General features: G+C 61.1%; 18 protein-coding genes and 1 other RNA gene. 7 read left to right on the top strand and 12 right to left on the bottom strand.

All coding sequences use genetic code 11. From position 1 onward, the window contains the following. Positions 1 to 135 precede the first annotated feature (135 nt). The 3 genes from NVB75_RS18765 (at position 136) to NVB75_RS18755 (ending at position 4,645) form a co-directional block, all read left to right on the top strand. Entirely contained in the window at positions 136 to 2,121 is a 1,986-nt protein-coding gene (locus NVB75_RS18765; RefSeq protein WP_258342759.1) for an acyltransferase family protein, read from the top strand. An 89-nt stretch (positions 2,122 to 2,210) separates the two neighbouring features. Further along, entirely contained in the window at positions 2,211 to 3,677 is a 1,467-nt protein-coding gene (ubiD, locus tag NVB75_RS18760) for a 4-hydroxy-3-polyprenylbenzoate decarboxylase (RefSeq protein WP_003213983.1), read from the top strand. After that, positions 3,677 to 4,645, top strand: a complete 969-nt coding sequence (locus NVB75_RS18755; RefSeq protein ID WP_177070905.1) for a CDP-6-deoxy-delta-3,4-glucoseen reductase — start codon at positions 3,677 to 3,679, stop codon at positions 4,643 to 4,645. Before ubiD ends, NVB75_RS18755 begins: the two co-directional genes overlap by 1 nt. A gap of 151 nt (positions 4,646 to 4,796) precedes the next feature. Here NVB75_RS18755 and NVB75_RS18750 read toward each other — a convergent pair whose 3' ends face one another. Further along, positions 4,797 to 5,273 carry a sn-glycerol-3-phosphate transporter gene (locus tag NVB75_RS18750; RefSeq protein ID WP_258342756.1) on the bottom strand — a complete coding sequence of 159 codons (477 nt, stop codon included), beginning with the start codon at positions 5,271 to 5,273 and terminating at the stop codon, positions 4,797 to 4,799. Between the two features lie 329 nt (positions 5,274 to 5,602). Here NVB75_RS18750 and NVB75_RS18745 point away from each other — a divergent pair, with 329 nt between their 5' ends. Both NVB75_RS18745 and NVB75_RS18740 read left to right on the top strand, forming a co-directional pair. Then, positions 5,603 to 7,996, top strand: a complete 2,394-nt coding sequence (locus NVB75_RS18745) for a TonB-dependent siderophore receptor (RefSeq protein WP_258342755.1) — start codon at positions 5,603 to 5,605, stop codon at positions 7,994 to 7,996. Between the two features lie 40 nt (positions 7,997 to 8,036). Beyond that, the gene (locus tag NVB75_RS18740) at positions 8,037 to 8,690 is read left to right on the top strand and encodes a gamma-glutamylcyclotransferase (RefSeq protein WP_076013086.1); all 654 of its coding nucleotides are present in this window, start codon (positions 8,037 to 8,039) and stop codon (positions 8,688 to 8,690) included. Here the strand turns inward: NVB75_RS18740 and glpT are convergent. From glpT to NVB75_RS18725, 3 genes are all read right to left on the bottom strand, one after another. After that, positions 8,687 to 10,024: a glycerol-3-phosphate transporter gene (gene glpT, locus NVB75_RS18735; RefSeq protein ID WP_093203852.1), complete on the bottom strand. Its 1,338-nt coding sequence runs from the start codon at positions 10,022 to 10,024 to the stop codon at positions 8,687 to 8,689. The two genes, NVB75_RS18740 and glpT, sit on opposite strands and share 4 nt — an antisense overlap. 282 nt (positions 10,025 to 10,306) lie before the next feature. Next, positions 10,307 to 10,924: a flagellar basal body-associated protein FliL gene (locus tag NVB75_RS18730; protein WP_258342754.1), complete on the bottom strand. Its 618-nt coding sequence runs from the start codon at positions 10,922 to 10,924 to the stop codon at positions 10,307 to 10,309. A gap of 75 nt (positions 10,925 to 10,999) precedes the next feature. Further along, positions 11,000 to 11,977: an NADPH:quinone oxidoreductase family protein gene (locus NVB75_RS18725; protein WP_258342753.1), complete on the bottom strand. Its 978-nt coding sequence runs from the start codon at positions 11,975 to 11,977 to the stop codon at positions 11,000 to 11,002. 149 nt (positions 11,978 to 12,126) lie between these two features. Here NVB75_RS18725 and NVB75_RS18720 point away from each other — a divergent pair, with 149 nt between their 5' ends. After that, complete coding sequence (locus NVB75_RS18720; protein ID WP_258342752.1) at positions 12,127 to 12,534, top strand: flagellar basal body-associated protein FliL; 408 nt, start codon at positions 12,127 to 12,129, stop codon at positions 12,532 to 12,534. Between the two features lie 118 nt (positions 12,535 to 12,652). On the opposite strand, the gene NVB75_RS18715 is transcribed toward NVB75_RS18720, so the two are convergent. From NVB75_RS18715 to NVB75_RS18700, 4 genes are all read right to left on the bottom strand, one after another. Beyond that, a complete protein-coding gene (locus NVB75_RS18715; RefSeq protein ID WP_177046796.1) occupies positions 12,653 to 13,771 on the bottom strand; it encodes an ABC transporter permease in 1,119 nt (372 codons plus the stop codon). Position 13,772: 1 nt separating this feature from the next. Continuing rightward, on the bottom strand, positions 13,773 to 16,493 hold the full coding sequence (gene rbbA / locus NVB75_RS18710; RefSeq protein WP_258342749.1) for a ribosome-associated ATPase/putative transporter RbbA: 2,721 nt from the start codon (positions 16,491 to 16,493) through the stop codon (positions 13,773 to 13,775). Beyond that, positions 16,490 to 17,455: an HlyD family secretion protein gene (locus NVB75_RS18705; protein WP_063026373.1), complete on the bottom strand. Its 966-nt coding sequence runs from the start codon at positions 17,453 to 17,455 to the stop codon at positions 16,490 to 16,492. Before NVB75_RS18705 ends, rbbA begins: the two co-directional genes overlap by 4 nt. Before the next feature lie 139 nt (positions 17,456 to 17,594). Further along, positions 17,595 to 18,044, bottom strand: a complete 450-nt coding sequence (locus tag NVB75_RS18700) for an EVE domain-containing protein (RefSeq protein ID WP_258342747.1) — start codon at positions 18,042 to 18,044, stop codon at positions 17,595 to 17,597. Between the two features lie 196 nt (positions 18,045 to 18,240). On the opposite strand from NVB75_RS18700, the gene NVB75_RS18695 reads away from it, so the two are divergent. Continuing rightward, positions 18,241 to 18,390: a hypothetical protein gene (locus tag NVB75_RS18695; protein WP_003213959.1), complete on the top strand. Its 150-nt coding sequence runs from the start codon at positions 18,241 to 18,243 to the stop codon at positions 18,388 to 18,390. Positions 18,391 to 18,397: 7 nt separating this feature from the next. On the opposite strand, the gene NVB75_RS18690 is transcribed toward NVB75_RS18695, so the two are convergent. From NVB75_RS18690 to NVB75_RS18675, 4 genes are all read right to left on the bottom strand, one after another. Further along, positions 18,398 to 19,027, bottom strand: coding sequence for a 5-formyltetrahydrofolate cyclo-ligase (locus NVB75_RS18690; protein WP_258342745.1), 630 nt, complete (start codon positions 19,025 to 19,027; stop codon positions 18,398 to 18,400). A gap of 56 nt (positions 19,028 to 19,083) precedes the next feature. Continuing rightward, a non-coding RNA gene (gene ssrS / locus NVB75_RS18685) (6S RNA) lies at positions 19,084 to 19,262 on the bottom strand. A 30-nt stretch (positions 19,263 to 19,292) separates the two neighbouring features. Beyond that, entirely contained in the window at positions 19,293 to 19,610 is a 318-nt protein-coding gene (locus NVB75_RS18680) for a cell division protein ZapA (RefSeq protein ID WP_003213956.1), read from the bottom strand. Next, entirely contained in the window at positions 19,607 to 19,816 is a 210-nt protein-coding gene (locus tag NVB75_RS18675) for a TIGR02449 family protein (RefSeq protein WP_003213954.1), read from the bottom strand. The genes NVB75_RS18680 and NVB75_RS18675 overlap by 4 nt, the downstream gene beginning before the upstream one ends. Positions 19,817 to 19,935 lie beyond the last annotated feature (119 nt).

The raw sequence follows: 19,935 nt of genomic DNA, 5'->3' as shown, positions 1-19,935 counted from the left end.
GATGGCGCCCCATGGGGCGCCATTTTTTTTGTTTCTGGAAAATGAGTTTTGGCTTTAGTGTGTGTCTGTTTAGAAACAAATTCGCGTGTGTGACTACACTCGCTGTCCATCCGATCAGGCAAATTACAAGATTTTATGACCATTCTCGCTTATCGCAGGGACATTGACGGCCTGCGTGCCATAGCTGTGCTTGCTGTTGTGCTGTTTCATTTTGGTGTACCGGGCTTTACCGGCGGCTTTGTCGGTGTTGACGTGTTTTTCGTGATCTCCGGATACTTGATCACCTCGATCATCTGGCGCGAGCGTGAGGCCGGCCGTTTCAGTTTTGTCGGCTTCTGGGCCCGTCGAGCGCGGCGTATCCTGCCGGCGCTATTCGTGATGATGCTCGGCGCGCTGGTGGTGGGCTGGTTTCTGCTGGCGCCCAAGGATTACAGCGAGTTGGGGCGCTCGATACATAACCAGGTGGTGTTTATCTCCAACCTGTTTTTCATGCGCCAGGACGGCTACTTTGATGTGGCCTCCGACATCAAGCCGTTGCTGCATACCTGGTCATTGTCGGTTGAAGAACAGTTCTACATTCTTTTTCCTTTGTTGCTGACGGTGCTGTCGAGCCGGCTCAAACACTGGCGTGCGGCGCTGTTTGTGTTGTTGCTGGTGTCGTTCGGGATGAGCATGTGGGCGGTGGCCCACGCTCCGGAAAGAGCCTTTTTCCTGCTACAGATGCGTGCCTGGGAACTGTTGGCGGGCGCAATGCTGGCGGTCATGCCTGCACGCCAATACCGCGCGAGCCCGGCCTTGGCGCAGGTCGTCAGTCTTGCCGGTCTCGGCCTGATCCTGCTGGCAGTCTTCGCCTATGACCCAAGCACGCCGTTTCCCGGCGCCGCTGCGCTGTTGCCGGTGGTGGGCGTGGTCTGCCTGATTTGGGCCAACGGCCAGCAAGCCACTCTGGCGAGCAAGCTGCTGGGTAGCCGTTTGCTGGTGGGGATCGGCCTGATCTCCTACTCCTGGTACCTGTGGCATTGGCCGGTCTACGTGTTCGGCAAGTACGCCAGTGTCGATGGCCTGGGGCCGTGGGAGCTTGGTGCGTTGTTTGTGTTGAGCCTGTTGCTGGGTTACGGATCCTGGCGGTTCGTCGAGGCGCCGTTCCGTGAGCGTCGGTTGTTGGCAGGACGCAAGCAAATCCTCGTGGCGGCGGGTATCGCGCTGCTGGCGGTGGGGCTGCTGGGCAAAGGCCTGGTCTGGACAAAGGGGTTGCCTTGGCGCCTGTCGCCCGAGGCGCTGCAATTTGCCCAGGCGCGCGAGTGGAGCCCGGACCTCATGGCCTGCCTGGTGGATGGGGGGAAAAATCGCCATCATGGATTTTGTCATTTCGGACCTCAGTCCGCGCCGACACGCGCGTTGGTATGGGGCGATAGCCATGCCACGGCCCTGGTTCCGGCATTGCAAGACGGCGCGAGCAAGTATGGTGTCAGCGTCACCCAGGCAGGTTATGCCGGTTGCCTGCCGTTTAATCGCAAGGAAAGCGTTCCGGGCTGCTTGACCTTTAACCAGCAGGTCACGCAACTGCTCGGCAAGGAAACCTTTAGCGACGTGGTGCTGGTGGCGCGCTGGAGCCTGTATGTCTATGGGCAGCGCGATGGTGACACCGAGGCTTCGTTGCTGGACCCGGCGACCGGAACCTATGACCGCGCCTTCGCCGAGCGGCGCTTCGCTGAAAGCTTGGGCGCCCTTGTGCAGCAATTGCGCGACAGCGGCCATCGGGTGTGGCTGGTCAAGGAAGTCCCCCTGCAGGAATTCAGTCCGCCTTACCGCCTGAGTCGCCTGGCGATGCTCGGCCGGCCCACCGACAAAGAAGGTATGCCCCTGGCTGAGCACCTCCAACGCCAGGCCTATATCAGCAGCGTATTCGAGCGCATCGCGGCGGCTGATCCCGGGGTAAAGGTCATGGACCCGGCGCCTAAGCTATGCAGTGCGAATGACTGGTGTCGCGTGGAACTGGACGGTCAGTCGCTGTACACCGACGACAATCACCTCTCGGCGGTCGGTTCGCGGTATGTCGAGGCGTTCCTTGAACCGTTGTTCAAAGCCTTGCGCAATGAAACCCAGGCATCGGCTCTTTGAGTCTGTGTCGTCGGCAATGCTGCTCAATAAGCTGCCAGCGACCGTAAGAGCAGGTAGGATGTACGCCTATTTTACGGGTGGCATGGTTAATGAAATTCAAGGATCTTCGGGATTTCGTGCAGCAACTTGAGCAGCGCGGAGAGTTGAAACGTATCCAGGTGCCGATTTCCCCGGTCCTGGAGATGACTGAGATTTGCGACCGCACCTTGCGTAACAAGGGCCCGGCGCTGCTGTTCGAAAACCCGGTGGGCTTTGATATTCCGGTGCTCGGCAACCTGTTCGGCACCCCCGACCGCGTTGCGTTCGGCATGGGCGCCGAGTCCGTCAGCGAACTGCGGGAGATCGGCAAGCTGCTGGCCTTCCTAAAGGAGCCTGAGCCACCCAAGGGTCTGAAGGACGCCTGGTCGAAGCTGCCCATCTTCCGCAAGATCATCGCCATGGCCCCCAAGGTCGTGAAAGACGCGGTCTGCCAGGAAGTGGTCATCGAAGGCGATGACGTCGACCTCGGCATGCTCCCCGTTCAGACCTGCTGGCCAGGCGACGTCGGCCCGCTGATCACCTGGGGCCTGACCGTCACCAAAGGCCCGAACAAAGACCGCCAGAACCTCGGCATCTACCGTCAGCAAGTGATTGGCCGTAACAAGGTCATCATGCGTTGGCTGAGCCACCGTGGCGGCGCACTGGATTTCCGTGAGTGGTGCGAAAAGCATCCCGGCCAGCCATTCCCTGTTTCGGTGGCCCTGGGCGCCGACCCGGCGACCATCCTTGGCGCTGTCACGCCAGTGCCCGACAGCCTCTCCGAGTACGCTTTCGCGGGCTTGTTGCGCGGTAACCGCACCGAGTTGGTGAAATGCCGTGGTAATGACCTGCAAGTGCCGGCCACCGCCGAAATCATCCTCGAAGGCGTGATTCACCCCGGCGAGATGGCCGATGAAGGCCCCTACGGCGACCACACCGGCTACTACAACGAAGTCGACAGTTTCCCGGTGTTCACCGTCGAGCGCATCACCCACCGGATCAAGCCGATCTACCACAGCACCTACACCGGCCGGCCGCCCGATGAGCCGGCGATCCTCGGCGTGGCGTTGAACGAAGTGTTTGTGCCGATCCTGCAAAAGCAGTTTCCGGAAATCACCGACTTCTACCTGCCGCCCGAAGGCTGCTCGTACCGCATGGCCATCGTGACGATGAAGAAGTCGTACCCCGGCCACGCCAAGCGGGTAATGCTGGGTGTGTGGTCGTTTTTGCGACAGTTCATGTACACCAAGTTCGTTATTGTCACCGACGACGACATCAACGCCCGGGACTGGAACGACGTGATCTGGGCCATCACCACGCGCATGGACCCCAAGCGCGACACGGTGATGATCGATAACACGCCGATCGACTACCTCGACTTTGCCTCGCCGGTATCGGGCCTCGGCTCGAAAATGGGCCTGGATGCCACCCATAAATGGCCGGGTGAAACCACCCGCGAATGGGGCCGTGTGATCGTCAAGGACGAAGCGGTCACTGCCCGTGTGGATGCGCTCTGGAAAGAATTAGGAATAGATTGATGCGTGTAACCCTGCAGCCTTCCGGTGCGGTACTGGAACTGACGCCTGGCGAGCGGATTCTCGAGGGCGCGCGACGCCTGGGCTACGATTGCCCCCAGGCCTGCCGCAATGGCGTGTGCCATGTGTGTGCAGCGCTGCTGGTGGAAGGCCGGGTGCAGCAAGCCGGTGAGGTGCGTGACCATGGCGAGTTCTATACCTGCATTGCCGAACCGCTGGAAGATTGCATTGTGTTGTGGGATGGCGTGCTGGCGCCGGGAGAATTGCCGGTGCGCAAATTGTCTTGCCAACTGAGTGAGTGCGTCGAAGTGGGCGGTGACGTGTGGCGTGTGCGCCTGCGGGCTCCGGCCGGCAAGGCCGTGCGTTACCACGCCGGGCAATACCTGATGATCGAACGGGAAAACGGCGAGAAGTCGGCGTTCTCCCTGGCCTCCGCACCCCACGCCGGGCGCGAGCTGGAACTCCACGTACTGGCCCGTGAAGACAGCGCCCGCAGCCTGCTGGAGCAGTTGCAGCGCAACCAGATGGCGCGCATCGAGATGCCGTTTGGCGACACCCACCTGGCCGAACTGCCCGACGGGCCGCTGGTGCTGATCGCCGCCGGCACCGGCATGGCGCAGATGCACAGCCTGATCGAACACTGCCGCGCCAGTGGCTTCAAGCACCCGGTGCATCTGTATTGGGGTGTACGTCGACCGGAAGATTTCTACGAGATCGAGCACTGGGACCAGTGGCTGCAACTGCCCAACCTGTTCCTGCACAAAGTGGTCAGCGACCTGTGCGGCTGGGAAGGGCGCTGCGGGTTGCTGCATGAAGCGGTGTGCGAAGACATCAGCGACCTCAAAGCCGTGCACGTCTACGCCAGCGGCTCACCGGCGATGATCTATGGCACCCTGGATGCGCTGGTCGAAGCCGGCATGGATGCACACCAGATGCGTGCTGACGTATTTGCCTACGCGCCTCGCCCGTAACCTGTGGCGAGGGAGCTTGCTCCCGCTGGGCTGCGCAGCGGCCCCGAAACAGTCGCTGGGTTCTACCTGAAAGACCGCATGAACTTCAGGGGCCGCTTCGCGACCCAGCGGGAGCAAGCTCCCTTGCCACAGAAGCCCTTCAGCGGCTCGATCAGAAACGAACGCCCGTGGTCACCATCGCCGCATTGAACCCGAGCAACACCAGCTCGGCGGCGACCGGCCCGTAGTGAGTACCCACCGAGGGGATGATCACCGGCGCCACGCCCAGCCCATTCAGCGGAATCTTGTCGCGGTACTTGCCGCGATAGCCCTGGATCACGCCGCCTGTCAGCTTCAAGTACACCGGATAATCGGGCATGTCGTAGCGTTTGCCGGCGTAGGCGTAGTAAGAACGCTGTCTGAACGAGTTGCGAAACGTCGCCCCGCCATACACCAGGCCTGACGCTTCATTGCGCTCCAGGCCGATCAGGTCCTGATTGTTGTTGTGGTCCTTGTCCGGCGAAAAATGCCGGGTGTAGACGCTCGTCTGGGCGTACCAGAAGCCTTTTTCGTCCTGGGGCGGCGCTTCCACCGCCAGGGCGGTGGTGGCCTGGGCCAGGAACAACAGGCTGGGAAGTCGGTATTTCATGGTGTGACCTCGATAGTCGGTTCGGTTGGCGGCTAAGTGGGTCGTGACAGGCGCCTATTTTGAAGGCTCAGCGTGCCTCCAGGCTGAACGTGCGCTGAAACTACAGGGATTGAGGCGGCCAATCCTGATGAGCGGAGCTACCCGGGCTTATGCATTCGCTTATTCTTTAAAGGTATTTAATTTGTTACATAGATACCATTAAGCTATATGGCAACGGACTACCGACTTTCTGCCAATAACCAATAAATGACCGCCACCGTCCGCCACACGGATCGATCGTATGAGCTCAGAGCATTGACGTTCTGGCTTTTGATTCCAAGGGGAGCGGTATGGGGAGCAATAAGCAGCACCTGCTGTACACGGCGATTTTGTCGGCTAATTTGCTGACCGCTGTGGGATTCAGTCCAGTGGCAGCCGCCGAAACGGCCACTGCCGATGTACCCAAACTCGACACAGTCATCGTGACCGGCACCCGCGCCCAAGAGCGCACCGCCAGTGCTTCGCTGTCACCTATCGATGTGATTTCCGGCGACACCTTGCGCAGCACCGGCTCTGATGAGTTGGGCGCGGTGTTGGCCCGTCTGATTCCGTCCATCAACTTTCCACGCCCCAGCCTGGTAGACGGCGCCGAACTGGTGCGTCCGGCGCAGTTGCGTGGCCTGTCACCGGACCAGGTGTTGGTGCTGGTCAACGGCAAGCGCCGCCACACCAGTGCCTTCGTCAACCTCGGCGGCGCAGTGGGGCGCGGCTCGGCACCGGCGGATCTGAATGCGATCCCGCTGTCGGCAGTTGACCATATTGAAGTGCTGCGTGACGGCGCATCGGCCCGTTACGGCTCCGATGCGATTGCCGGGGTGATCAACGTGATCCTCAAGCATGACGACCACGGTGGCTCGATCACCAGCAAGTTCGGTGAGTACAAGAAGGGTGACGGTATCCAGCGCAACCTCAGCGGCAACACCGGTGTGGCGCTGGGCGATAACGGGTTTATCAACATCTCGGCCGAAGGTGCCGACAACGATTACACCAACCGCGCCGGCAAGGACCTGCGTCCGGGCAGCGTTGGTTCGACGACCTACGGCCAGCGGGTGTTCCGCCAGGGCGAGCCGGCCACCGACCAGGGCAAGCTGTTTCTCAACTCGGAATATTCCTTCAGCGATGCCGCTGAGTTCTATGCGTTTGGCGGCTACAGCAAGACCCGCGGCGAAACGGCGGCGTTCTACCGGGCCAGCAACGCGAGTAACAACATTCCAGCGCTCAACCCCAACGGCTACTTGCCGCTGATTCGCGGCGACGTGGAAGACACGTCCCTGGCGGTCGGTCTGCGCGGCCTGTTGGCCTATGACTGGCACTACGACGTGTCGGTGAACTACGGCAAGAACCGGTACCAGATCGGTACCGAAACCATCAACACCTCACTGGGCCTGGCGACGCCGCGCAAGTTCGACAACGGCACCCTGGTCAATGACCAGAAGCAACTCAGCCTGGATCTGTCGCGGGAATTCAGCCTGGGCTGGTTGCCGTATCCGGTGTCGGTAGCGTTTGGTGGCGAATACCTGGACCAGAGTTATCAGATCAAGGCGGGTGACCCGGCGTCCTACTACCAGACCGGCAGTTCGGGCCTGGGCGGCTTCCGTGATTCCGACGCAGGCACCAGCACGCGCCATAGCTGGGCGCAGTACCTGGACCTGGAAACCAACTTCACCGAAAAACTCAGCGCCTCGGCTGCCGTGCGTCATGAGGACTACAGTGATTTTGGTTCCAACGTCAGCGGCTCGCTCTCGGCCCGCTACGACTTCACCCCGCAAGTGGCCTTGCGCGGCAGTGTATCCAACGGTTTCCGCGCGCCGTCCCTGGCGCAGCAGAACTTCGCCTACACCTCGTCCCAGCTGATCGGCAACACCATCCAGGAAGCCGGTACGTTCCCGGCCAACAGCCAGGTGGCGCGCCTGCTCGGTGCGGAAGACCTGAAAGCCGAGAAGTCCCGCAACTACAGCCTCGGCCTGGTGCTGGAGCCGACCGACAACCTGACAGTGACCGCCGACGTCTACCGTATCGACATCAGCGACCGCATCAGCCTGTCCTCCAACCTGGACCTGAGCAAAAACCCGGCTGCGCTGGCGTACCTGCAGGCCAACGGCGTCGGCAACATCAACTACACCACCGTGCGTTACTTCACCAACGCCACCGACACCACCACCAATGGCGTCGACCTGGTGGCCAACTATCGCTACCAGCTGGATAACGGTGTGCGCTGGAACAGCACCGTGGGCTACAACTACAACCACACCAAGGTCACCGACGTAAAAGCCAACCCGGCTGTACTGGATAGCCTGGGCGCGAGCCTGGTCCGGGTGGATCGTCGCGAACGCATCGGCCTGTTGGGCGACACCACACCCCAGCACAAGCTGAGCCTGGGTAACGACCTGAGCTTCGGCAATTGGGCGCTGCACAGTAATTTGGTGCGCTATGGTTCATTCACCAGCTACCAGGCCGACCCTGCCAACGACCAGAGCTTCAAGGCCGCCTGGCTGTTGGACCTGTCAGCCGACTACAAGCTGAAAAACTGGACCTTCACCGTTGGCGGCGACAACGTCACCGACAAGTACCCGGAAAAACTCAATGCCTACGCCAGCAGTGGTGGCAATTTGGCCTATAGCACTTTTTCGCCGTACGGTTACAGCGGCGCGTTCTATTACGGTAAAGTTGCTTACAACTGGTAACAGCTTCTCGTAACAACAAAGGAGACCTAAGCGATTTGCCATGACCGCCATTGAATCTGATCTTTTGCAATTGGCTTACCCTCCGCGGCTCGATCTGGGGCCGCAACTCACTCACGAACAGTTGATGAGCTCGATGCAAGCCACCATGGCTTTGCATAAGGGTGGGCCGGTCTGGCTATTCGCTTATGGTTCGCTGATCTGGCGGCCTGAATGCTCGTCGACACAACGCATGCGGGCGCGGGTCCATGGTTATCACCGCGGCTTGTACCTGTGGTCCCATGAGCACCGGGGCACGCCGGAAACACCGGGGTTGGTGTTTGGCCTGGATCGCGGCGGCTCGTGCAGTGGGTTTGCCTACCGCTTGCCGGAAGATCAGCTGGAGGCTTCGCTTTATGCCTTGTGGCAGCGCGAGATGCCTTACCCGTCCTACCGGCCACACTGGCTCACCTGCCGTCTTGAAGATGGCAGCCAGGTGCAGGCATTGGGATTTGTACTGGAGCGGCACCTGCCCAGCTACGCCGGGAATTTGCCCGACATCGTGCTGAATCACGTGTTGCAAAGCGCTTGCGGGCGTTACGGTACCACTCGCGATTATGTCGAGCAGACCGTCAACGCCCTGCGTAGCCACGCCATGCCAGACAAGAATCTGGAGGCGCGGCTCAAGCGGTGTTCCAAAGGCTGTTCCGACGATTAACGTGCGGTACTGACGCTATTGGTGTGCCACAAGGTGGGGATCAGGAACGCAATCGCCAGCAGGCACGCGCCGATCAGCAGCACAAAACCACCGTCCCAGCCGAAATGGTCAACGGTGTAGCCCATGGCCGCACTCGCTGCCACCGAACCACCCAGGTAACCGAACAGGCCCGTGAAGCCCGCTGCAGTACCGGCGGCTTTCTTCGGTGCCAGCTCCAACGCCTGCAGGCCGATCAGCATCACCGGGCCGTAGATCAGGAAGCCGATGGAGAACAGCGCGATCATGTCGACCATCGGGTTGCCCGGCGGGTTGAGCCAGTAAACCAGGGTCGCGACGGTGACCAAGCCCATGAACACGATGCCCGTCAGGCCACGGTTGCCACGGAAGATCTTGTCCGACATCCAGCCGCACAGCAGCGTGCCCGGAATGCCTGCCCATTCGTAGAAGAAGTACGCCCACGAGGTTTTATCCACGTCGAAGTGCTTGGCTTCCTTGAGGTACGTCGGGGCCCAGTCCAGCACGCCGTAGCGCAGCAGGTAGACGAAGACGTTGGCGAAGGCGATGTACCACAGCATTTTGTTGCGCAGCACGTACTTGACGAAGATTTCCTTGGCGCTGAATTCGTCTTCGTGGCTGGCGTCGTAGCCTTCCGGGTAGTCGTTCTTGTATTGCTCGATAGGCGGCAGGCCCACCGATTGCGGGGTGTCGCGCATGGTGATGAAGGCAAATGCCGCCACCAGCAGGGCCACGGTGGCCGGGACGTAGAACGCCGCGTGCCAGTCGTTGAACCAGGCCATGCCCAGCAGGAACAGCGGGCCGATCAAGCCGCCGCCGACGTTATGCGCCACGTTCCATACGGAAACCACGCCGCCGCGTTCCTTCTGCGACCACCAGTGCACCATGGTCCGCCCACTTGGCGGCCAGCCCATGCCCTGGGCCCAGCCGTTGATGAACAGCAAAATGAACATCATGGTCACGCTGGACGTTGCCCAAGGCGCGAAACCGAAAATGAACATCACCCCGGCGGACACCAGCAGGCCGAAGGGCAGGAAGTAGCGCGGGTTGGAGCGGTCGGACACCAGGCCCATGAGGAACTTGGACAGGCCGTAGGCAATTGCAATCGCCGACATCGCCAGGCCCAGCTGGCCGCGCGTGTAACCCTCGTCGATCAGGTACGGCATGGCCAGGGAGAAGTTCTTGCGCAGCAGGTAGTACCCGGCGTAACCGAAGAAAATACCGGCGAAGATCTGCCAGCGCAGGCGTCGGTACGTGCTGTCTATTTTTTCTTCAGGCAGGGGCGCCTGGTGTGCGGCAGGGCGGAAGAAAGCAAACATTCAAGAGCTCCAAATTTCTTGTTTTGACTGCGGATGCGAATGTTACAGTTTCGTTACCGAAAATAGCACCGCCTCTTATCTGCGGGCATAGGAATTGAGTGCAATTGCATGTTCTTTTACGAACATGTCGCTTAGAGGCAAGTGAGGGGCGTTTTCAGGCGGGGTATCACGAACGTGTGGCGAGGGAGCTTGCTCCCGCTGGACTGCGCAGCAGGCCCATCTTTTGGGGCCGCTTCGCGACCCAGCGGGAGCAAGCTCCCTCGCCACAGACAGCGATCCGGCTCAGCTGCCGTTGGCGGCTGCGATGTCGCCCGGAAGCAGGTGTTCCTGGACTTTCTGGCTGCGGGACTCCACCAGTTGGCCCTGTTCGTCGAAGCGCAACACGATCAGCCAGTCATATACATTTTCCGGCCATTTCTTCATGCCGGTGAGCGCCGGGCCGTCCCCGCCAAAGGCTTCGATCAACTTGTCGATATGCCCGTGATGCCACGCGATCAGCACGGTTTGGGCTTGGTTGGACTTGCGTAGCGACTTCACCAGCTTGCCGACTTGATCGTCTGAGTAGGGTGTTTCAAGTGGAAGTTGCAGGCGCTGGGCTAACGGCGTCAGGGTCAGGCGAGGGCGGGAGCTTTCCTTGCTGTCGCTGGTAGCGATCAACCGCTGGGGCACCACCGAGATGCCGTTCAACAGCAGCGGGTCGAAATAGCGGGCATAGGCTGCCGCCCTTTGTTCGCCCTTGGGGCTTAGCAACGGGCCTTCATCGGGTTTTTCTGCATGACGCACGATCAGCACGGTCACGTTGTTTAGCCCGCGTACATCCTTGTCCTCTTTATGGGCAAAAGTTTGAGCCGAGATCACCATCAACAACCCCAGCAGCAGCGCGCGCAACCGTGTGACCATTATTTTTCCTGCCAATGAATGAGTGCCTCGGCCGATCATGGGCCCAGGCACCTCGCCGACAAAATGAAACAATCGTCAGCGTAGCTGCACCACCACCTTACCGACAGCCTTGCGCTGGCCGAGGTCATTAATCGCCTGCGCGGCCTGCTCCAGCGGGTACACCTGAGACACCAGCGGCTTCAGCTTGCCTTCGGCAAACCAGCCGAACAGTTGCTGGAAGTTGGCGGCATTGTCCTGAGGCTGGCGCTGGGCGAACGAACCCCAGAACACCCCGACCACCGCCGCGCCCTTGAGCAGCGCCAGGTTTACCGGCAACTCAGGAATGCGCCCGCTGGCAAAGCCCACCACCAGCAGCCGGCCATTCCAGGCGATGCCGCGAATGGCCTGGTCAAACAGGTCGCCGCCCACCGGGTCGTAGATCACATCCACGCCGTTGCCGCCGGTAAGGCGTTTGATTTCGTCCTTGAGGCTGGCTTCGCTGTAGTTGATCAACTCATCGGCGCCCGCTGCCTTGGCCACGGCAAGCTTGTCGGCGCTGCTGGCAGCGGCGATCACCCGGGCGCCCATGGCCTTGCCGATTTCCACTGCAGCCAGGCCGACACCGCCGGAGGCACCGAGCACCAACAGGGTTTCCCCGGGTTGCAGGTTGGCCCGTTGCTTCAGTGCGTGCATCGAGGTGCCGTAGGTCATGCTGAAGGCGGCAGCGGTGTTGAAGTCCATGCTCGGCGGGATCGGCAGCACGTTGTAGCCCGGCACGGCGACCTGCTCGGCGAAGCTGCCCCAGCCGGTCAACGCCATCACCCGGTCACCGACCTTCAAGTGGCTGACGCTCTCGCCGACTTGGCTGATCACGCCTGCCGCTTCACCGCCCGGCGAAAACGGGAAGGGCGGTTTGAACTGGTATTTACCCTCGATGATCAGGGTGTCCGGGAAATTGACCCCGGCGGCATGCACGTCCAACAGGATTTCGTTCTTCTTGATCGCCGGGCTTTCGACGTCTTCCAGCACCAGGGTTTCGGCGGGGCCGAAGGCTTTGCACAGCACAGCTTTCATCGGACTATTCCTTTTGGCGTGTTGGCCGATAAGTGTAGGTGGGCAGGGCGATGGGTCAACGAGCATGCCCCGGCCTGATAAGTCGCCATAAGCTTGTGCTCAGGGCTGCTAGCGTTATGCTACTGGGCAACCGAATTGAGGAATGAACTGTGAAAGCGTGGATCCTGTTGATGCTGGCCCTGACACTGCCGACGGCAGCCCTGGCCGAAGAAGCCAAAGAAGGCGAAGCGCCGAAGGTCAGCTATATCAGCCTGAGCCCGCCGTTTGTCGGTAACTACGGCCTGGATGGCACCGCGAAGCTGAAGGTATTCAAGGCGGATATCGCCCTGCGGGTGACAGGCCCCGAGGCGGCCGCCGCCGTCAAAGCCAACGATGCGTTGATTCGCAACCAGTTGGTGGCGCTGTTTACCCAGCAAACCAGCGACGCAATGAGCAGCGTCGACGGTAAGGAAAAACTGCGCCAGGAAGCCCTTAAGCAGACTCAGCAAGTAATGAACGACGAGACCGGCAAGCCGCAGGTTGAGGATCTGTTGTTCAACAACCTGATCATCCAGTAAGCCGGTCGCTTCGCGCCCTTCGCGAGCAAGCCCGCTCCCACACTTGACCGAGTTCTAACATGAGAATGCGGTTGAATGTGGGAGCGGGCTTGCTCGCGAAGATGCCCTGACAGACACCTCAGGAAGCCAGGCTCTTCCTGAACCGCGCCAACGCCACCGCAAAGAACAACAACCCAATCCCCGCCAGCGCCAGCAAGTCCGGCCACACCACATTCACACCCGCATCCCGGAACAGAATCGCGGCACTCAGGCTCACAAAGTGCGTCGACGGCGAGCCCTGCATCACCCATTGCAACCACTGCGGCATGCTGTCCAGCGGCGTACTGCCGCCGGACAACAGCAGCATCGGGATAATCACCGGGATCGCCAGCAGGCCGAACTGCGGCGTCGAGCGTGCGAGGGTGGCGAGGAAGATGCCCAAGGCGGTGCTGGCAAACAGGTACAGCGCCGTCACCAGCAAGAACAAGGTCAGCGACCCGGCCAGCGGCACGCCGAGCAAGCCTTTCACCACCACTTCCAGCGACAGCCAGGTGCACAGCACCACCACCAGCATGTTGCTCCAGATTTTCGCCAGCATGATTTCCAGCGCCGTCAGTGGCAGCACCAGCAGATGGTCGAGGGTGCCGTGTTCCCGCTCACGCAGCAGCGCGGTGCCGGTCAGCACGATGGCGAGAATGGTGATGTTGTTGACGATCTGGATTACCGCGAGAAACCAGCCACCTTCCAGGTTGGTATTGAACAGCGCCCGGGTGGTCAGCAGCGCAGGGGCCTTTTGGGCTGCATCAGCCTGGCCGCCATAGGTCAGCAATTCCCGCTGGAAAATCCGCCCGATATACCCGGCGCCCATGAATGCCTGGCTCATGGCCGTGGCATCGACGTTGACCTGCACCCCCGGCTGGCGCCCGGCCAACAGGTCGGCCTGGAAATTCGCCGGCACGTTGATCACGAAGGTGTACTGGCCGCTGTCCATCACCTTGTCCAACTGGTCATACGGTAATGGCACCGCCGCTTGAAACTCCGGCGGTTGCAGGGCTTCGGCCAGTTGCCGGGACAGCGCGCTGTGGTCTTCATCCACAAAGGCCACGCTGGCGTTATGCACGCCGATCACCGAACCGGCGGCGGGCATATAGATGGCGACGGTGAAGGCGTAGAACAGGAACAGCAGCAACACGCTGTCGTGGCGCAGGCTGGTCAGTTCCTTGATGCCGAGGCGCAGGATATGGGCGAACTTGTGCATCTCAGGCCTCCTGCTTCTTGAGCATAATCAGGCTAAGCCCGGTGAACCCCAGGAAGAACCCGAACAGCGCCAGGCACTGCGGCCACAACTGGCGCAGATCCAGGGCCTTGGTAAAGGTGCCCACCGCGATGTCGAGGAAGTAGCCCGCCGGGAACAGCATGCCCATCAACGCGGCGGCGCCTTCCAGGGACGAGCGCGGCACGATCAGCCCGGAGAACTGAATGGTCGGCAGGCTGGTGATGATCATGGTGCCGAGGATCGCCGCGATCTGGGTGCGGGTGAACGCGGAAATCAGCAGGCCCATGCTGGTGGTGGCCAGCACATACAGCAGGCCGCCGAAGGCCAGGGTCACGCCGCTGCCTTTGAACGGCACGCCGAACAGCCAGCGGTTCATCGCCACCAGCAGCCCGAGGTTGATCAGGCTCACCGCCAGGTACGGTGCCTGTTTGCCCAGCAGGAACTCCAAGCGAGTCAGCGGCGTGGCGTAGAAGTTGGTGATCGAGCCCAGTTCCTTTTCGCGCACGATCCCCAGGGCCGTGAGCATCGCCGGGATGAAGGCGAGGATCAGCGCCATCACGCCCGGGCCGATGGCGTTCACGCTGACCACGTCCTGGTTGTAGCGAAAGCGGGTTTCCAGTTTGGCGGCGGCCTGTTGGTTGAGAGGTGTGCTGTTCAGTTCGGCCAGTTGTTGGAGATTGGCTTGGTGCACGGCCTCGACATAATTGCGGCTGGTTTCCGCGCGAAACGGCATGCCGCCATCGAGCCAGGCGGCCACGGCGGGCTGGCGGCCGGCGTAGAGATCGCGGCCGAACCCTGGCGGAATCTCCAGCGCCAGTTTGATTTCCGAGCGTTGCAGGCGTTTGTGCAGCTCATTGGAATCGGTGATCGGCGGCTGTTCGGCGAAATAACGCGAACTGCGAAAGGCTTCCAGATAGGCCCGGCTTTGCGGCGTTTGATCCTGGTCGTAGACAGCGAAGGCGAGCTTTTCCACGTCCAGGGAAATGCCGTAGCCGAAAATCACCATCATGAAAATCGCGCCCAGCAGGGCGAAGGCCATGCGCACTTTGTCCCGCAGCAGTTCCTTGCCTTCGCGGCTGGCCACGGCCAACAGGCGGGCGAGGCTGAACCCACGTTTGCTGACGGGCGGGGCCATGGGTTCGCTGACGGTTTCGGTGGGCGCGGTTGCCGCTTCGGGCGCGCCTTGGGCCTGTTCCAGGCAGGTGACGAACGCTGCTTCCAGGGTCTCGCCGTGGAATTGCTGTTGCAGCGCGTCCGGCGTGTCGCAGGCCAGTACCTTGCCCGCGTGCATCAGCGAGATCCGGTCGCAGCGCTGGGCCTCATTCATGAAGTGCGTGGACAGGAAGATCGTCACGCCCTGTTCCCGGGACAGCTCGATCAGCAATCGCCAGAAATCATCCCGCGCGGCCGGGTCGACACCCGAGGTCGGTTCATCGAGGATCAGCACTTCCGGGCGGTGCAGCACCGCCACCGCCAGGGACAAGCGCTGGCGCAAACCCAATGGCAACTCGCCGGAAGGCTGCTCGGCAACGTCGCCCAGGTCAAAACGCTCGATCAACTCATCAATGCGCTGGCCGCTTTCCGCCTTCGGCAGGTCGAACAACTGCGCATGCAACACCAGGTTCTGGCGCACGCTGAGCTCGCCGTACAGCGAGAAGCTTTGCGACATGAAACCCACGCGCTTGCGGGTGGCCAGGTCCTTGGCGTTGACCGGGTTACCGAGCAGGGTCGCGGTACCCTCGGTGGCCGGCATCAGGCCGGTGAGGACTTTCATGGTGGTGGTCTTGCCGCAGCCGTTGGAGCCGAGGAAGCCAAAGATCTCGCCCCGGCCTATGGCGAAGCTGACCTTGTGCACCGCCGTGAAGTCGCCGAAGCGCAGGGTCAGGTCGTGGGCTTCGATGGCGATGTCAGTGTTATCGCTTTCCCGTGGCGGAATCACCAGCGGCTGGTTGTTGTGGGCGCTGTCGCCCTGGAAGTGGGTGAAGGCTTCGTCCAGTTTGCCGCTGGGTGTCGCGGCGGCCAGTTCACTGCTCAGGCCGTCGGCGATCAGCTTGCCGCGGTCGAGCATCAGGCAGTGTTCGAACTGCTCGGCTTCTTCCATGTAGGCAGTGGCCACCAGCAATGTCAGTTGCGGGCGTTCGCTGCGTACGGTTTCCACCAGTTCCCAGAAGCGCCGACGGGACAGCGGGTCGACGCCGGTGGTGGGCTCGTCGAGGATCAGCAGGTCCGGGTCGTGGATCAGCGCACAGCACAGGCCGAGTTTCTGCTTCATGCCGCCGGAGAGCTTGCCGGCAGGTCGCTCGGCGAAGCGTGCGAGGTCGGTGGCCAGCAGCAGGTTGTGCATGCGCTGGTCGCAATCGGCTTTTGACAGGCCGAACAGCGTGGCGAAGAACCGGATGTTCTCGCTGATGGACAGCTCGGGGTACAGGTTGCCGCCCAGGCCTTGAGGCATGAAGGCGATGCGCGGGTACAGGCTGTTGCGGTGGCGGCGGTCTTCGATGGAGCCGCCGAGTACTTCCAGCTCACCTTGCTGAAGCTTTTTAACCCCGGCAATCAAGCCAAGCAGGCTCGACTTGCCAGCGCCGTCCGGGCCGATCAGCCCGCAGCGTGTGCCGGCGGGCAAGCTGAAGGCGATGTCGATCAGCGCCTGTTGCTTGCCGTAGCGATGGTTGATGCCTGTGGCGTGCAGCGCCAGGCCGCTCATTGCAGGTTGGCCGGCCAGTCCAGGTCAGCGGTGCGCACATAACCGGCGCCGGGCATGCCCGGTTTGGCTTGGGGCACGGCGCTCGGTTGGGTCAGGCGCAGTTTGACCCGGAACACCAGCTTCTGGCGCTCGTCGCGGGTTTCCACTTCCTTGGGGGTGAACTGCGACTTGGCCGCGACAAAACTGATTTTCGCCGGCAACGGTTGCTTCGGCAGGGCGTCGAGGACGATCCGCGCCTCACTGCCGACGGTCAGGGCGCCGGTTACCGAAGCGGGCAGATACAGGTTCATGTATTGGTCGTTCGGGTCGATCAGCAGCAATACGCGGCCACCGGCACCGAGCACTTCGCCGGGTTCGGCCAGGCGCAGCTGGATGATGCCGTCGATGGGCGCCCGCAAACTGCTGTCTTCGATTTCGCTGGTGAGTTGGGCGACCTGGGCCTGGGCGGCGCCGATGGCGGCCTTTACCGAGTTGACCTGGGCTTGGGCGGCGACCACGGCGGCGTTGCCGGTGTTCTGTCGGGCTTGCTGCTGGTCGATCAACTGGCCGCTGGCGAAGCCGCGTTTGTACAGCTCCTGGGTACGCTTGAGTTCCTGGCTGGCCAGCAGTTGTTCGCTCTGGCGCAGTTGCACATTGGCTTGGGCGGCGGCGAAATTCTCTTTGGCCCGCAGCACTTCGGCTTCGGCCTGGGCGCGCTGGGCTTCCAGGGTGCGGGTGTCCATGCGTGCCAGCAGTTGGCCCTTGAGCACCTTGTCGCCTTCATCCACCCGCACTTCGGCGAGGCGCCCAGGGATCTTGGCGGCGATCTGCACTTCAGTCGATTCCAGCCGGCCATTGCCCATGCTCAAGCCTTCGGGCAGGCGGTCCTGGGTAGATTGCCAATAGCCAAAGCCGCCGGCGGCCAGCAGCAAGACAATCAATGGAATGGCGAAAAGATGGGAGGTGCGGTGGTTCGTCGACATGGGTGCATCCTGCGGCGTTAGCGTCCTAGTTTGACCGATCCTGCCCGAAGGCCCTTGATGCGGGTCAAATGAAGCGCCACCCTAACCCGGTTGGCGCGCAGATGCATGCGCCATGGGTGTGACCGCAGGGTTCTGCTATTTAACGCAGGCCGAGTACGGCGGCCCATTGCTCGGCGGTGACCGGCATCACCGAAAGGCGGCTGCCTTTTTGCACCAGGGGCAACTCGGCGAGGGCGGTTTGCTGTTTCAGATAGCCCAGCCCCAGGACCTTGGGAAAGGTCTCGACGTGGGCGACATTGATCGCGCTCCACGGGTTTTTTTCAGGGCTGGCCTTGGCGTCAAAGTAATGGCTGTCAGGCTCCAGCGCGGTCGGGTCCGGGTATGCCGCCTCGACGATTTTGCCGATGCCGGCAATCCCCGGCTCCGGGCAGCTGGAGTGATAAAAGAAAAACTGGTCACCTACCGCCATCGCCCGCAGGAAGTTGCGCGCCTGATAGTTGCGCACCCCGTCCCAGCGGGCTTCACCGAGCTTTTCCAGGCCCTTGATGGACAGTTCATCGGGCTCGGATTTCATCAGCCAATAGGCCATGTTTTCGCTCCTCAAAAGACGATTGGGAAAGTTGTCCGGCAATTTTATGACAAACCGACGGTCGGTTGGCGTCAAGGTTTGCGTGTTGGTTCACGTTAACGCAGAATGCCGGGGTTTTGAGCTTGACGCAGCTGGCACGGACTACTTATGGAACGTTGCTGTCATCGTGTGCAAGATGCCTGAAGGGGGGCAATCGATGAAACGCAAACCGGATTTACTATGGATATTGGTTATTTTGTTCGGTCTGGGCGTCGTGACCACCGGCTATGCGCAGAGCTTGTGGTCGAACAAGACTGACGCACCGATTGAACTCGCACAGCAACAACCGCAACCGTTCAAACGCTGACCTGTCCTTAAGGCGCTGCTGGTTCCAGTAGCGTCTCTGCTATATACCAATCCTTATCGGTGACTGTGCCCTCAAGCGGTACATCCCAGCTTGCCTGCGCCAATCGTTCGACCTTCTGGCATTCATGGGCCAGGCCCAACAGTGTCGGTTTGCGCCAGGATTTCCGGCGGGCCATGTAGGCCAGGCTACGGTCATAAAAACCGCCGCCCATGCCCAGCCGTCCGCCCACATCATCAAATCCCACCAGTGGCAACAGCACCAGGTCCAGCGCCCAGACCTTGCGTTGCCGGCTGACATTCACCTGTGGCTCCAGGATGCGAAAACGGTTGGGGCTCAGCTTCTCGCCGGGCCGTACCCGCTGGAACACCATCTTGGTTCGCGGCCACGCACTGAGCACCGGCAGGTACGTCGCCTTGCCCCGGCGCTGTGCAGCGCGCAGCAGCAGGCGCGGATCGATTTCACCGTCCGTCGGTAGATACAAGGAGATGTGTTTGGCCCGGCGAAACAGCGGGTGCTGTGCCAGTTGCCGATACAGGCCCAGGGCGGCCTGGCGTTGCTCGCTCGGCGTCAGGGCGCGGCGGGCTTTGCGCAGCATGCGTCGAAGTTGCGGGCGGGAAAGCGGCGCAGGTTCGGTCATGGTTTTCGGCTCATAAAACAATGCCAGTCCTAAGACTGGCATTGGATTTGGGAATCAGGCTCCCCGACAGAACCGCTGTCGACTTAGCCCTTGAACCCGAAAGTTCAAGGTGGAAGAAACAGTAGGCTTTAAGGCTTTCCGTCTAGCGGACATGCACACCAGCCCAACGTGTAACTTCCAGGGTAGTGCGAATCGGCTCAGGGACATCGCCGACTGGCAAGCACGCCAGGGAGTGGGGCGAGTATACCCGAAACCGACGCCGCAATCAGCCCTTGGGTGGCTCTGGATCGGTAGAAAGTACCAGATCGACCCGCTCCAGCAGGTCGCGCACCTGCTCGCGCGTCGAGCCACTGGCCTGCACGTCAGGCCGTTCCTGCTTATGCAGTAAATCGTGAGTGATGTTCAGGGCGGCCATCACCGCGATGCGATCGGCGCCGATGACTTTGCCGCTGCTGCGGATTTCACGCATCTTGCCGTCCAGGTAGCGGGCAGCGCTCACCAGGTTGCTGCGTTCTTCCTGTGGGCAGATGATCGAATATTCTTTGTCGAGAATCTGCACGGTGACGCTATTGCTTGAACTCATGAGTCTTGCTCCAGGGCCTTCAGGCGCGAAATCATCGATTCGACCTTACGCCGGGCGATTTCGTTTTTTTCAATGAGGTGAGCGCGTTCCTCGCGCCAGGTCTTTTCCTGAGCTAATAGGAGTCCGTTTTGGCTCTTAAGTTGCTCGACCCGGTTAATTAGCAGCTCGAGTCTGGCCATCAGCGCTTGCAGGTCGGTGTCTTCCATTGGGTTCCACTGGATTTGTCTGATGAATGGCAACTGCTGGATAAACGATCTGACGCCCTCGATAGTCTTGGTACGTCTGCCGATGCTAGGATACAGCGCTTCATTCTAGACATTGCGCC

Origin of the sequence: Pseudomonas sp. CBS (genome assembly GCF_024734645.1) — a bacterium.
In the GTDB taxonomy this organism is placed as follows: domain Bacteria; phylum Pseudomonadota; class Gammaproteobacteria; order Pseudomonadales; family Pseudomonadaceae; genus Aquipseudomonas.
The sequence above is the reverse complement of the archived record's forward strand: the minus strand, read 5'-3'. Positions and strand labels throughout refer to the sequence as shown.